The sequence below is a fragment of the Rhodococcus sp. MurmanLake-1 genome (assembly GCF_056945715.1).
This window is the reverse complement of the sequence record NZ_JBWZNF010000002.1, coordinates 541,794-555,037: the sequence shown is the minus strand read 5'-3', so window position 1 is coordinate 555,037 and position 13,244 is coordinate 541,794. Positions and strand designations below refer to the sequence as shown.

Here is a 13,244-nt window from a genome sequence, read left to right as displayed (position 1 = left end):
CCGGATCCGGCTGCTGGGCAACATGTTCGAAGCGAATCGGCGATCGGTATCGCCGATCGACTGTGACCATGGTAACCGCGATTCCTTACTGTTCCCTTAGATGCGAACCCAGACGTGGTCGACGTCACCGCCGCCCGGCACTGTGACTCGAACCTGAACGTCGGTCCAGAAGAGCGATCGAATTGCTTTAACCCGCAAGCATTTTCGTACGGGCCGCCCGAGTGTTCAGCACACCTGAATGCCGTCGGCGATAATGGTCGGGAGTAAATGCTCAACCACAACGATGTGAAGGCAGGCACCATGTCCGATCAGTACGTCGCCGCGCAGGACCGCTACGAAGCCATGCCCTACCGCCGAACCGGTCGGAGCGGTCTCAAACTCCCGGCGATCTCGCTCGGGCTCTGGCACAACTTCGGCGACGACGTACCGATCGAGAACCAGCGCGCAGTCCTGCGGCGGGCATTCGATCTCGGAATCACGCACTTCGATCTGGCCAACAACTACGGGCCGCCGTACGGAAGCGCCGAGACGAACTTCGGCAGGATCCTGCGTGAGGATTTCTCTTCGTACCGCGAGGAATTGGTCATCTCGTCGAAGGCCGGGTGGGACATGTGGCCCGGCCCTTACGGGTTCGGCGGTTCCCGCAAGTACTTGCTGTCATCCCTCGACCAGTCACTCGGCCGACTCGGAGTCGATTACGTCGACATCTTCTACAGCCATCGCCCCGACGCCGAAACTCCGATCGACGAGACCGCGGGCGCGCTGATCAGTGCCGTCCAGCAGGGCAAGGCGCTGTACGCGGGTATCAGTTCGTATTCGCCGGAGCGCACCCGTGAAATCGCCGCACTGCTCGCCGCTGCGGGGGTCCCCTTGTTGATCCACCAGCCGAGCTATTCGATGCTGAATCGGTGGATCGAGCAGGACCTGCTTTCGGCTGTCGACGATCTCGGCGTGGGCGTCATCGCGTTCTCACCGCTCGCGCAAGGCATGCTCACCGACCGGTATCTGAACGGCGTCCCCGAGAATTCTCGCGCCGCCCAAGGTAAGTCACTCGATCCGTCGTGGTTGACCGACGACGCTCTCACCCACATCCGCGCGCTCAACGACATCGCGGCAGACCGCGGCCAGTCGCTGGCTCAGCTGGCACTGAGTTGGGCACTCCGCGATTCGCGGGTCACCTCGGTATTGATCGGTGCATCCAGCGTCGCCCAACTCGAAGCCAACGTCGGCGCGCTCGACAATCTCGAATTCAGCGCAGCCGAACTGGCCTCCATAGATCAGCACGCAAAGGACAGCGGCATCAATCTGTGGGCAGAGGCCAGTTCGATCTGAGCGATCATCTGCGCTAGAGCTGAGGCAACTCCACGTTCACGTGCTCGCCCTCTTCGAATACGGCCGAAGCAGGCCCGACGATCAAGGGATCCGGAGTACCGACTGCCCGGTGATCCTTGTTGGGATAGTCGAAGCTGGCGAGCACGTGACGCATCGCTTCGAGGCGGGCGCGCTTCTTGTCGTTGCTCTTGATCACCGTCCAGGGCGCATCCCCGGTATCGGTGTAGAAGAACATCGCTTCCTTGGCCTGCGTGTAGTCGTCCCACTTGTCGAGCGAAGCCAGATCAGTCGGTGAGAGCTTCCACTGACGCACCGGGTCTGTTCGACGGGCTGCGAATCGCGCCAACTGCTCTTCCCGGCTGACCGAGAACCACAGCTTGTGCAGATGGATCCCGGAGTTGACGAGCATCCGCTCGAAGTCCGGGGTCTCTCTCATGAACTCGAGGTACTGAGTCGGCGTGCAGTAACCCATCACTCGTTCGACACCGGCGCGGTTGTACCAGGACCGGTCCATCATCACGATCTCGCCGCCGCTGGGTAGGTGTGCGACATACCGCTGGAAATACCACTGCGTTCGCTCGATGTCTGTGGGCTTCTCGAGCGCGACGACCCGGGCACCACGAGGATTGAGATGCTCGGTGAACCTCTTGATCGACCCACCCTTACCGGCAGCATCGCGACCTTCGAAGATGATGAGCACTTTCTGCCCGGTTTCCTTGACCCACAGCTGCAGCTTGAGCAACTCGATCTGCAGACGCCGCTTCTTCCGCTCGTACTCGCGGCGCGACATCTTCTTCTCGTACGGGTAGCCCTGCTTCCAGGCATCCGCGAACTCTGAGGGCTCGAGTCCGCCGAGCTTGTGCTTGAGACTCGAGAGCTCGTCGATCTCGGCCGCATAGTCCTCAGTGACGGAAATTCTGGTCGACGGGGTCGGCAGGTCAGGAACCCGACCGTCCACACCGCTGGCGTCGGGGCTCATGAATACGCACTCCCTGTCGTCGAAATGAACGAACGTCCGGAAAGTGAATTTTACGCGCCACAGCACTCCGCCGCGGGACCGAAGCGAATGTTGCTTGGCATCGAGGAGGTAACGACAGGTCCGGCTTCCCAGGCGCCGAACCCCCACGCGGTACCTTGATCGAGGTAACTGAGACGGTCGGTAACCCCCGAGAGAAGAGAGTTCTGGCGAGATGCGAGTAGACGGACGGGAGATCCCGGTAACGGGGAGCCTCCTGCCACCACTGCACCGCCGTACGAGCGACATCATGCGGGTCGCGATCGCTGCCGTGCTGCTCGGCGGCGTCATCGCGGGTTCTCTGATCACCCGAAGTCAGTGGGACGCCCTCGAAACGTCGGTGTCCAACATCGTCGGAGTGCTGTCGCCGAGCCTGTCCGACACTGTGTACCTCCTCTACGGCATCGCAATCCTGGCGCTACCGTTTGCCATTCTGATCGGGCTCATCGTGGGGCGCCGATGGAAGTTGCTGGCCGGATACGCCGCTGCCGGCCTGTGCGCCGGACTCGCGCTGTCGTTCACCGGCACAGGACTCGCCGCACCCAAGTGGCACCTCGACGTCCCCGACCGACTCGACGCCACGTTCCTGTCCCAATTTCTCGACGATCCGCGGTGGATTGCGATGCTCGCGGCGGTGCTCACCGTCTCGGGTCCGTGGCTACCGAAAAAGTGGCGACGAGCCTGGTGGACGCTGCTTCTGCTGTTTGCGCCCATTCACCTGATCGTCAGCTCGATCGTTCCCGCCCGATCGATGCTGGGTCTCGCCGTCGGCTATCTGATCGGCGCGGTGATCGTTCTTGCCGTCGGCACACCTGCCCTCGAAGTGCCGTTGGACTCTGCAGTACGCGTGCTCGCGCGGCGTGGTTACCGCGTCACCGCTTTCCGCGTCGTGAGTCCCTCGGGAATCGGCCCGCTGGTCATGTCCGCCGACATCGACAAGGCTCCGGACGACGAACCGTTCGACGAACTCATTGTCGAGTTGTACGGACAGAACCAGCGAAGCAGCGGAGCAATTCGACAGACGTTCCGCTGGATCTCGTTCCGGAACCGTGAAACTCCTCCCCCTTACGGATCGCTTCGGCGCGCCGTCGAACATCGCGCGCTGATGGGTATCGCGTTCGCCGACATCGGTCTGGCCAGTTCCAAAGCCGTCGCCATCTCGGTGCTCGATCGCGGATGGGAGATGTACGCCCGCCCGAGCCCCCGCGGTATCCCACTTGCCGTCGCCGTCGAAAACCAGGCGGACGAGGAAGAATCCTCCAAACTGATCGACGCGTTGTGGCAAACACTGCACACCATTCACGTACATCAGATGGCGCACGGTGACCTGCGCGCTTCCGAGATTCGCGTCGAGGGCGGAACGATCCTCTTCGGCGGCTACGCGTACTCCGAATTCGGCGCCACCGAAGTTCAGATGCAGTCCGACAACGCCCAACTTCTTTTTGCCACCGCATCACTGTTCGGCGTCGACGCAGCGGTGGACGCCGCGATTCGTGCGCAAGGCGCAGACACGATTCTCGCTGCCTCCGGCCGATTGACCACCTCGGCGTTGCCCAACCGAATTCGGCGGACCGCCGAGGATTCCGCAAAATTGATGACCGAGATCCGAGACGAGGTCGGCGCGAAGAACGGGATCGAAAAGGTCGCTCCCGCACAGGTCACCCGATTCAGTCGCAATCAACTGATCCAGCTCGTTCTGCTCATCGGATTGGTCTACGTCGCCTATCCATTCATCAGCCAGGTACCCGCATTCATCACGGAGTTGAAGACAGCCAACTGGTGGTGGGCACTGCTCGGCCTCGGCGTCTCCGCACTGACGTACGTCGGCGCGGCAGCGGCCCTGTGGGCCTGTGCGTCGTCGATGGTCAGTTACCGCAACCTCCTGATCATGCAGGTGGCCAACACCTTTGCCGCGACGACTACTCCGGCCGGAGTCGGCGGGCTCGCCCTGAGTGTGCGGTTCCTGCAGAAGGGCGGGCTCGGTACCGTCCGTGCAACGGCCGCAGTCGCGCTTCAACAGACGGTTCAGGTGGTCACCCACGTCGGCTTGCTGATCTTCTTCTCGATCGTCGCCGGACGCGATACGAACCTCTCGCACTTCATCCCGGGATCCACTGTTCTGTATCTGGCGGGTGGCGTCGCGCTCGGAGTTCTCGGTGCATTCATGTTCATTCCGAAACTTCGTGGGTGGCTGCGCGACGATCTGCGTCCTCAGATCACCGAGGTGTTGGGTGAACTGAGCCAACTTGCACGAAACCCGACCCGATTCCTCATCATCGTGGGCGGCAGCGCTGCAACAACTCTCGGTGCCGCCCTGGCTCTGTGGGCAAGCGTCGAGGCATTCGGCGGCGGAACGACGTTCATCACCGTCACCATCGTGACGATGATCGGTGGAACCCTCGCCTCGGCAGCTCCGACACCGGGTGGCGTCGGAGCCGTCGAGGCCGCCCTCATCGGTGGCCTGTCCGCGTTCGGATTGCCGGCAAGCATCGCTGTGCCGTCGGTTCTGCTCTACCGAGTCCTGACCTGCTGGCTCCCGGTGTTCTGCGGCTGGCCGACCCTGCGATGGCTGCAGAAGAACGACATGGTCTGAGCGTTCCCGCTACTGCCGGCGAACGATGTGGGCCTGCAACGCTTCACCGTCGTCGTCGACCCAGCCCTTGCTCTGGGCGTAGTCGACCATCGCCGCCACTCCGTCGACGTCAGTGGCGCTCTCGCGAACACGGGCTACCGAGATGAATGCACTACCACCGCTGACGTATCCGTAATTCCGAAGGCGCAAGAGCTCGTCCAGTTCGGAATCGGCGATGTCGCCGGTCACCTCGACGTGAAAGGCCTTCAGGTTGTCCACATCGCGGACGCTGACGCGGCCGTTGTCCACCAGTACATACATGGCTTTCCTTTCCTGGATCACTCACGACGGTGAGTGCGTACCGAATACACGCCGGTGATAGGTCAGTGGATTCGCCTCGCAGTGCCAGGCGTCGTCCACCGATCCTGTCACGATCTTGTGATCACCACCGTCCACGACGGCGTCCACGGTGCACACGATCCAGATGGGAGCGTCCGGCAGTCTCGGTGAGCACACGTGCGCCATGGCTTCTCGAAAACACAACGCCCTGTTGCCCTGTGGATCGTTCACGACGTCAGCCCTTGTCTGGCAACTCTTGTGCGTACTTCTTCGTCATGTGGTCGACGGCGTCGAGTTGCGCCTTCGCATGCCCCTCCCGGACGGCGCGCGCGTGAGCGCGGACAGCATCAGCACTACTTCAAAAAAACGGACAACTTCGCTGCCTACCAGCACTGTTGATGCCGATAACCGATACTGAGCTCTATGTCGGAACTCGGAAATGAACCAGACTCGAAGCAGAAGGCGGTGCTCGAGCGACACGCGTCATGGATCGAATTGTTCTTCGACCTGGTCGTGGTAGCCGGTATCGGTCAGCTGGCTCACCTGCTCCACGGTTCGCCGTCGTGGTCGGATGTCGCGCTCTACGCCTTGCTCTATCTCGCGTTCTGGACCGCATGGGCGACGTTCACGATGTACGGCAACGTTGCCGGCGACCGCGTCCGAATCCCGAGCATGCTGATCGCCATGTTCGGACTGGCAGTCATGATGGCGGCCGTGGCCGGCATCCACGACAACCATGCGCTGGCCTTCGCTGTCGCCTACGTGGCCGTACGCCTGCTGGCGAGTCGGGTGTGGCACAACGGCCAGATCGTAGTGGACTGGCCGATCGCCCAGATGTCTCTCGGTGTGATCCCGTGGATCGTCTCGTTCTGGTTCGAGGGTGAAACTCGGTTCTGGCTCTGGACTGCCGGTGTGACCATCGATCTGCTGATCATGTTCGTCGTCTCCGGCAGCGCGATCATGGAAGACGCGCAGGAAAAGCTCGACCGCATCATCAAGGTTCGCGGGTTCAAGGACGACCGGATGCCCGAACTCGAAGCCCTGCACTCCGATCGGGCTCATCTTGCCGAGCGGCTGGGCCTGTACGTCATCATCGTGCTGGGTGAGGGTGTGATCCTCGTGATCTCTGCGGCCTCGAAGCTCACCTGGGACTCCACGGTCGTCAGCCTCGCAGTCGGATCGTTTGTCCTGCTCTCGGGCATGTGGGCACTCTCGCTTCTCTACGGCCACGCCGGTGTTCCGCACCTGCAGCCCGAGAAGTTTCCCGCTCGCATCGACATGGCACTGCACTGTTTCACCACCGGAGCTATCGCGGTTCTGGTCGCAGGACTCGGAGCGGCAACCGAACACGGCGCGGAACACACACCCGCGAACCTGCGGTGGTTGTTGTGCGGAAGCATCGCAGTCTATTTCGGAATCAGCACCGTGGCGGGGCTGTTTGCGCGATCGGACCGACGGTGGCTGCTCGGCTGGGCGCTCCCCTGCACCGCCATCCCCATCGTCATGGGCATTGTCGGCACGCACATGAGCGCCACGTGGATCATCTGGGTGCTGGTGGCCACCGTGACCTGGCAGAACGGCTACGAGTATGCGCAGGTGCGGCGTTCGCGCCGCTCTGCTGTGCGCCTTTATTAACCCCCCGCGGTTAATAAAGGCGCACAGCAGGGACGGTTTTTACCCTCACCGCCGGGTCGAAGCGATAGGGCTGAGCCAGCACGATTCCAGCCAATCGCTTACGCAACCTCGACATCTCGGCCCGGACGGTCACCGTCTTACGCGGATCGCCGAACAACTCTGAGGCGAGCTGCGAGGCCGTGAGGCCCTCGGGCGCCTGTGTCAGAGCCAAGAGGATCTGCGAATGGCGCGGGCTGAGGTCGATACTCCAACCTCCCAAGGCCGAGGAGTACCGCAGTTCCATCGCATTCGAATCCCGCAGGTCCAATTCGACTTCGGCACAAGCATTTCCAGACGCCGGGTTCGCCTGAGGGCGGATGAGCCAGCCGCCCGGAAGTGGCTCGCACATGCACAATCCGAGTGACGGGAGCCAATGCTCGCCGCTGCTCATCGCTTTCGGTAGTGCAATTCGGTAGATCGGCGCCATCGAGTCCACCGCAGCAACCCAGCCACTACGGTCCACAACCATTGTCGGCTGACTCGCGCGAGCCAGCGTCGACGCCGAGATCATCCGAAGCCGATCCAATCCGATTCGATGCTTCTCCCGCAGTGCGGATTCCGCCAGCCTGGCCACACTGTCCACCAAAGCGAGAGTCGACGGGTGGACAGTGCCTGCGGCGCCGGCGACGTTGACGACGGCGAGAGCCCGGCGACTACGCGGATCCCGAACCGTCGCCCCGGAGCAAGTCCACGGATGCTGCGAGCGCGAGTAGTGCTCGGCTGAGAACACCTGCACTGCCGAACCTGATGCCAACGAAGTACCGATCCCGTTGGTACCGACAGCTTCCTCGGTCCACGACGCACCCTCGATCATCCCGAGGCGTTCGGCCCGATCCAGCATTCGACCGGGCCCGTGGCGCCAGAGGATGCGACCCTGTCGGTCCGCCACCACTATCAAATTCGCGTCGTCCGGGCCGACGAGCGGTGCCAGACCGCGTACCGCCTCGTCGAAGATCTCCGTCATTCCGGCCGCGCCCCGACTCTCTTCGATCTCCGAGGCACGAGTGGTCTTCGTGATCGAACACCGCTCCGGATCGAGACCGAGGGCGCGCAGACGCGACCACGAATCGGCGATCACGGAGCGCGGGCGGGCGGGCGGTTTGCGCCCGGACATCGTTGCTTCGTACACGGATTCGAGAACACGTGCGTACTGCGCCGGGTCTTCACCACTACCCAGGGCCGGTTCGAGTCGATTCGTTGCGCCGATCACACTCCAGTCCTATGTGATGGGGTCATCGAAAGCGAGCGTTGCACCCGGTTGCAGAGTTGTCCGCGTGCGTGAACGTAGGACGGCGTTCACGCACGCGGACTGTGCTCATGCGTTGAGGGGTCTCCCCAGCGCCGAGAGCACAGACTCGTGCATTGCCTCCGAGAGCGTCGGATGAGCAAACACGACCTCGGCGAGATCATCGCCGGTGGCTTCGAGGGATCGGGCGATACCGAAACCCTGAATCTGCTCGGTCACATCCGGACCGACCATGTGCGCGCCGAGCAGTTCCCCGGTATCGGCGTCGAAGATCGTCTTGACGAAGCCTTCGGCCTCGCCGATCGCCAATGCCTTGCCGTTCGCCTGCAGGTCGAAGTGTCCGACCCGCAGCGTGCGACCAGTACCGGCGCACTGCTTCTCCGTCAGACCCAGACTCGCCACCTGCGGGCGGGCATACGTGCATCCCGGAACGTAGTCGCGATCGAGCGGATGAACATCGGGCACGCCTGCCAGCTTTTCGACGCACAGGACAGCTTCGTGACTTGCCTTGTGCGCCAAACATGGAGCGCCCGCGACGTCACCGATCGCGTAGATCCCGAAGGCGCTGGTACGGCACCACTGGTCGGTGATGATCGCACCACGCTCGATCTCGATGCCCAGAGCCTCCAACCCCAGATCCTCGACGTTGCCGGTGATCCCGGCAGCCACCAACACCCGGTCCACGGTCACCGCCTGGACACCGTCGCTCGTCTGCACGTTCACTTCGACGGCGTCGGCGCCGACGGTCACCGCCGACACCGAGGCTCCGGTGTGAATCGTGATGCCACGCTTCTCGAACTGCTTGCGAACGAACGCCGAAATCTCTTCGTCCTCGACCGGCATGATGTGTGGTGCCATCTCGACGATGGTCACCTCGGTGCCGAGATCGCGGTACAGGCTGGCGAATTCGACTCCGATCGCGCCGGACCCGATCACGAGCAGCGACTTCGGTAGTTCCTTCGGGACGAGCGCCTCGAAGTAGGTCCACACCCGATCACCGTCGGGGGCAACCCCGGGAATCGAACGCGGCCGGGCGCCGGTTGCAATGATCACGTGGTCGGCTCGATACGTCTGACCTTCCACGGACACGACGCCCTTGTCCACCAACTTCGCGGTGCCTGAGATGACGTCTACGCCGTTCTTCTTCATCAGGTAGGCAACACCGCCGGACAATTTCTCCGAAACCCCTCGGCTGAACGACACCAACTTCGAGATGTCGAACTGGACAGACGCCGAACTGAATCCGTATTTGTCGAGTTCACTCAAGGTATGCGCGACGTCCGCGCCGTGAAGCATCGCTTTGGTGGGGATACAACCCCAGTTGAGGCAGATCCCGCCGAGGCGATCACGTTCTACCAGCGCAACGTTCAACCCCAACTGGGCGGCCCGGATCGCCGCCACGTAACCACCGGGGCCACCACCGATGACAAGAACGTCGTACTTCTTCGACGTATTGCTTTCCACCACAGCCCCTTACACCAACATCAGCGCGGGAGAAGCGACAAAGCGCTGGAGCTCCCGAAGGAAGGTCGCACCCAAGGCTCCGTCGATCACCCGGTGATCGCACGAGAGGGTCACGGTCATCACGGTCCGGACGGAAACACTGTCGCCGACCACCACGGCCCGCTTCTCCCCCGCACCTACGGCCAGGATCGCTCCCTGGGGCGGGTTGATGATCGCGTCGAATGCCTTGATCCCGAACATGCCGAGGTTGGACACCGTGAACGTTCCGCCTTGGAATTCTTCGGGACGGAGTTTGCCGGTCTTCGCCTTGGTGGCCAACGAGAGCACCTCACCGGAGATGTCCGCCAACGACTTGGTGTTCGCGCTACGCACGATGGGCGTGATCAGCCCGGTCGGAAGTGCAACTGCCACCGAGACATCCGCCGACGCGAATCGAAGAACCGATTCGTTCGCGGCATCGAACTGGACGTTCACGTCCGGCACCTTCATCAGCGCAGCCGCGCAGGCCTTCACGATGAAGTCGTTGACCGACAGCTTGACAGCCGGGACAGTCGAATTGATCTCCTTGCGCAGAGCGAGGAGCGCATCGAGCTCGAGATCCGCCGTGAGCCGGAAATGGGGAGCCTGCTGCTTGGACGCCTGCAACCTGCCGGCGATTGCCGATCGCATGGGCGTGAACGGAATTGTGTCGTACTCGGGTTCGACGGCAATGGTTCCCGTCTGAGCCGCCGCTTCTGGCAGGAGCTGCGCGGAACGAGCGGCGTCGTGCACGTCGGCGACGCAGACGCGTCCCCGCGAGCCTGTCGGACGACAATCGTGCAGGTTTACGCCCAGCGATCGGGCAGTTCTGCGTGCGACCGGGGTGGCAGGCACGGCACTGTCGTCGGCGGTTGATCGCAGCGGGAGGCCGGATCTCGTGGCCGGCGCTACTGTCGCAACAGTGCCACCGGCGTCACGAATCGCGTCGTCGATGTCTCGGACACTGATCCGCCCGAGTGGGCCGGTACCCACTACGGCGGCGAGATCGATTCCGAGCGCTTCGGCACGTCGGAGTGCTCGAGGACTCGCAAACACGTCGCTCTGCGTCGTGCCCTGCAGAACACTCGGTACGACGGTGGAACCGGTTGGTGCAGGTTTCGCTGCAACAACCACCTTCGCAGCGGGTGTAGCCGTAGGTGTCGCGGGAGCCTCCGGTTCGGCAACTGGTGAGGGTGCCGGCTCTTCCGCCGGCGCGGTTGCGCCGCGAGCGGCGAGGAACTGCTCGATCTCCGCATCCGTCGTGGACGCATCGGCGGACACACCGATCACGGCACCGACGGGCAGAGTCTGCCCCGGTATGCCGACGATCTTGCGGAGAACACCGTCGAACGGCGCCTCCAGTTCGTTGGTGATCTTGCTGGTCTCGATCTCACAGATCAACTGGCCCTTGGTGAACGAGTCACCTTCCTCGATGAGCCACGCGTTGACCAACCCCTCCTCCATGGAGAGCCCCCATTTGGGGATGTCGATAGCTTTGATGTCAGCCATGATCAGGCTCTCACCAGCTTGCGAACCGACTCTTCGATGCGCGCAACGTCAGGCAGCCAGGCAGTTTCGAGGGTCGGTGAGAACGGAACCGGAGTATGTGGCGGCGTGATCAGTTCGATCGGCGCTTTCAGGTAGTTGAATCCCTTGGTGGCGATCAGCGCGGCCACGTCGTGCCCGAAACCGCAGCGGGCGGCGGATTCGTCGACGATCACGACGCGCCCGGTCGATGCGACGGATTCGAGGATGCCGTCCTCGTCCAATGGTGAGACGGTACGAGGATCGACGACCTCGACCGAAATACCCTCGGCGGCCAGCTTGTCCGCTACGTCGTTGGCACGGTTCACCATTGCGGACAAAGCGATGATCGTGACGTCGTCGCCCTGCCTGGTGTAGTTGGCGACGCCGAACGGAATCGCGTACGGCTCGTCCGGCACCTCGCCCTTGAGGTCGTAGAGCACCTTGTGCTCGCAGAACACAACAGGATCGTCGTCCCGGATGGCCTGGATGAGAAGGCCTTTGGCGTCGTAGGCGTTGGACGGCGCGACCACTTTCAGGCCAGGCACCGCGGCAAACACGTTGTACGGAGACTGAGAGTGCTGCGCAGCGGCGGAGAAGCCGGCGCCGATCATGCCTCGCACCACCAGCGGAGTTCTGGCTTTGCCACCGAACATGTAGCGGAACTTGGCAGCCTGGTTGTAGAGCGCGTCGTAGGAGACTCCGAAGAAGTCCATGAACATCAGCTCGGCGACCGGCCTCAGTCCGGTCAGTGCGGCTCCGGCAGCCATTCCGATGATCGCGGATTCGGTGATCGGGGTATCGATTACACGCTCCGATCCGAACTCCGTCCACAATCCCTTGGTGACACCCAGGACACCGCCGAATGCCTCGATCTTCTTCGTCTCCAGATCGGGATTGGTACCGGCATGCCCACCGCGTACGTCCTCACCGATCAGGACGACGCTCGGATCTCGTTGCATTTCTTGAGCGATGGCCTCTTTGACGGCCTCGCGGTAGGTCTTCTTCGACACGTTCTCGGCTTCCACGCTTGTCATCTCGGGCTCCTCAGTACGACACGTAGACATCGGTCAGCAGATTTTCGACTGGTGGGTACGCTGCGGCGCGCGCCTTCGCCACCGCCTCGTCCACCAGTACTCGCGACTGCTCGTCCACCGCGTCCAGATCAGCGGTGCTGACCTTCTTCGCATCCACACTGCTACGGAAATTCTTGAGCGGATCCTTGGTTTCCCGTAGTTGCGCAACCTGTTCCGCCGTGCGGTACAGCTGCGCGTCACCCTCGAAGTGGCCGTGCCAACGGAATGCGGCCGCCTCGATCGTGGTGGGGCCACCGCCGGTCCTGGCTCGCTCGGATGCTTCCGCCATCGCGTCGTAGACCGCGAAGAAGTCGGTGCCGTCCACCTTGACGGCAGGCATTCCGAAGGATGCAGCGCGGGCGGCGATGTCGGGTGCGCCCACCGCGTAGTCGGTTCCTGTTGCTTCACCGAATCCGTTGTTCTCGATCACGAAGACGATCGGAAGATCCAGCACCACAGCCATGTTCATCGCCTCGAAGACGGTTCCCTGGTTGGATCCACCGTCTCCCGTGAACGACGCTGCGATGACGCCGTTTCGAAGTGTCTTGCCACTCAGTGCAGCGCCGATCGCCAACGACGGGGCTCCGCCGACAATCGCATTGGCACCCAGCATTCCCACGGACAGGTCGGCGATGTGCATCGACCCACCCTTACCGCGACACAGGCCGTCGTCCTTGCCGAAGATCTCGGCCATCATGCCGTTCAGATCGCAGCCCTTGGCGATGCAGTGCCCGTGACCGCGGTGAGTGGATCCGATGTAGTCGGCGTCGCTCAGGTTCTCGCACACTCCCACTGCGATGGCTTCCTGGCCCGAGTAGAGGTGAATGAAGCCGGGGATGTCACCGGTTGCATTCTCTTCGTGCAATCGATCCTCGAACGCGCGGATGCGCGACATCTTCTCGTACGCCTTCAGCAATGCATCCCGGTCCAGCCCTGAATGAGGCTTGGCCCCGGTCTTTTTCGATCCTGACGTTGCCGGCTTCT

General features: G+C 62.6%; 11 protein-coding genes. 3 read left to right on the top strand and 8 right to left on the bottom strand.

Features of this window, described 5'->3' with window-relative positions:
* Positions 1 to 300 precede the first annotated feature (300 nt).
* The gene (mgrA, locus tag AC2ETI_RS08990; RefSeq protein ID WP_070796082.1) at positions 301 to 1,332 is read left to right on the top strand and encodes an L-glyceraldehyde 3-phosphate reductase; all 1,032 of its coding nucleotides are present in this window, start codon (positions 301 to 303) and stop codon (positions 1,330 to 1,332) included.
* A gap of 13 nt (positions 1,333 to 1,345) precedes the next feature.
* Here the strand turns inward: mgrA and ppk2 are convergent, their stop codons facing one another.
* Positions 1,346 to 2,311 (bottom strand): polyphosphate kinase 2, encoded by a 966-nt coding sequence (gene ppk2 / locus AC2ETI_RS08985; protein ID WP_047889565.1) that lies wholly within the window; start codon positions 2,309 to 2,311, stop codon positions 1,346 to 1,348.
* A gap of 211 nt (positions 2,312 to 2,522) precedes the next feature.
* On the opposite strand from ppk2, the gene AC2ETI_RS08980 reads away from it, so the two are divergent.
* A complete protein-coding gene (locus AC2ETI_RS08980) occupies positions 2,523 to 4,940 on the top strand; it encodes a lysylphosphatidylglycerol synthase transmembrane domain-containing protein (RefSeq protein WP_019744892.1) in 2,418 nt (805 codons plus the stop codon).
* 9 nt (positions 4,941 to 4,949) lie between these two features.
* Here AC2ETI_RS08980 and AC2ETI_RS08975 read toward each other — a convergent pair whose 3' ends face one another.
* The gene (locus AC2ETI_RS08975) at positions 4,950 to 5,240 is read right to left on the bottom strand and encodes a Rossmann-fold NAD(P)-binding domain-containing protein (RefSeq protein ID WP_021332231.1); all 291 of its coding nucleotides are present in this window, start codon (positions 5,238 to 5,240) and stop codon (positions 4,950 to 4,952) included.
* Between the two features lie 21 nt (positions 5,241 to 5,261).
* A complete protein-coding gene (locus tag AC2ETI_RS08970; protein ID WP_223257974.1) occupies positions 5,262 to 5,489 on the bottom strand; it encodes a flavin reductase family protein in 228 nt (75 codons plus the stop codon).
* Positions 5,490 to 5,681: 192 nt separating this feature from the next.
* Here AC2ETI_RS08970 and AC2ETI_RS08965 point away from each other — a divergent pair, with 192 nt between their 5' ends.
* Complete coding sequence (locus AC2ETI_RS08965) at positions 5,682 to 6,893, top strand: low temperature requirement protein A (RefSeq protein ID WP_080909115.1); 1,212 nt, start codon at positions 5,682 to 5,684, stop codon at positions 6,891 to 6,893.
* A 10-nt stretch (positions 6,894 to 6,903) separates the two neighbouring features.
* Here AC2ETI_RS08965 and AC2ETI_RS08960 read toward each other — a convergent pair whose 3' ends face one another.
* The 5 genes from AC2ETI_RS08960 to AC2ETI_RS08940 all read right to left on the bottom strand — a co-directional run bounded on the left by AC2ETI_RS08960 (position 6,904) and on the right by AC2ETI_RS08940 (position 13,155).
* Positions 6,904 to 8,142, bottom strand: coding sequence for a helix-turn-helix domain-containing protein (locus AC2ETI_RS08960; protein WP_070385565.1), 1,239 nt, complete (start codon positions 8,140 to 8,142; stop codon positions 6,904 to 6,906).
* Positions 8,143 to 8,247: 105 nt separating this feature from the next.
* Positions 8,248 to 9,645 carry a dihydrolipoyl dehydrogenase gene (gene lpdA / locus AC2ETI_RS08955; protein WP_483633803.1) on the bottom strand — a complete coding sequence of 466 codons (1,398 nt, stop codon included), beginning with the start codon at positions 9,643 to 9,645 and terminating at the stop codon, positions 8,248 to 8,250.
* Positions 9,646 to 9,651: 6 nt separating this feature from the next.
* Complete coding sequence (locus AC2ETI_RS08950; protein ID WP_060938165.1) at positions 9,652 to 11,169, bottom strand: 2-oxo acid dehydrogenase subunit E2; 1,518 nt, start codon at positions 11,167 to 11,169, stop codon at positions 9,652 to 9,654.
* A 2-nt stretch (positions 11,170 to 11,171) separates the two neighbouring features.
* Positions 11,172 to 12,221, bottom strand: a complete 1,050-nt coding sequence (locus AC2ETI_RS08945; RefSeq protein ID WP_060938164.1) for an alpha-ketoacid dehydrogenase subunit beta — start codon at positions 12,219 to 12,221, stop codon at positions 11,172 to 11,174.
* Positions 12,222 to 12,231: 10 nt separating this feature from the next.
* Positions 12,232 to 13,155: a thiamine pyrophosphate-dependent dehydrogenase E1 component subunit alpha gene (locus tag AC2ETI_RS08940; protein ID WP_044479496.1), complete on the bottom strand. Its 924-nt coding sequence runs from the start codon at positions 13,153 to 13,155 to the stop codon at positions 12,232 to 12,234.
* Positions 13,156 to 13,244: the final 89 nt, after the last annotated feature.

Coding starts and splice junctions, on each gene's coding strand:
- mgrA (WP_070796082.1), top strand. CDS start 301: ATGTCCGATCAGTACGTCGCCGCGCAGGACCGCTACGAAGCCATGCCC.
- AC2ETI_RS08975 (WP_021332231.1), bottom strand. CDS start 5,240: ATGTATGTACTGGTGGACAACGGCCGCGTCAGCGTCCGCGATGTGGAC.
- AC2ETI_RS08945 (WP_060938164.1), bottom strand. CDS start 12,221: ATGACAAGCGTGGAAGCCGAGAACGTGTCGAAGAAGACCTACCGCGAG.
- AC2ETI_RS08950 (WP_060938165.1), bottom strand. CDS start 11,169: ATGGCTGACATCAAAGCTATCGACATCCCCAAATGGGGGCTCTCCATG.
- AC2ETI_RS08965 (WP_080909115.1), top strand. CDS start 5,682: ATGTCGGAACTCGGAAATGAACCAGACTCGAAGCAGAAGGCGGTGCTC.
- AC2ETI_RS08940 (WP_044479496.1), bottom strand. CDS start 13,155: ATGTCGCGCATCCGCGCGTTCGAGGATCGATTGCACGAAGAGAATGCA.
- ppk2 (WP_047889565.1), bottom strand. CDS start 2,311: ATGAGCCCCGACGCCAGCGGTGTGGACGGTCGGGTTCCTGACCTGCCG.
- AC2ETI_RS08980 (WP_019744892.1), top strand. CDS start 2,523: ATGCGAGTAGACGGACGGGAGATCCCGGTAACGGGGAGCCTCCTGCCA.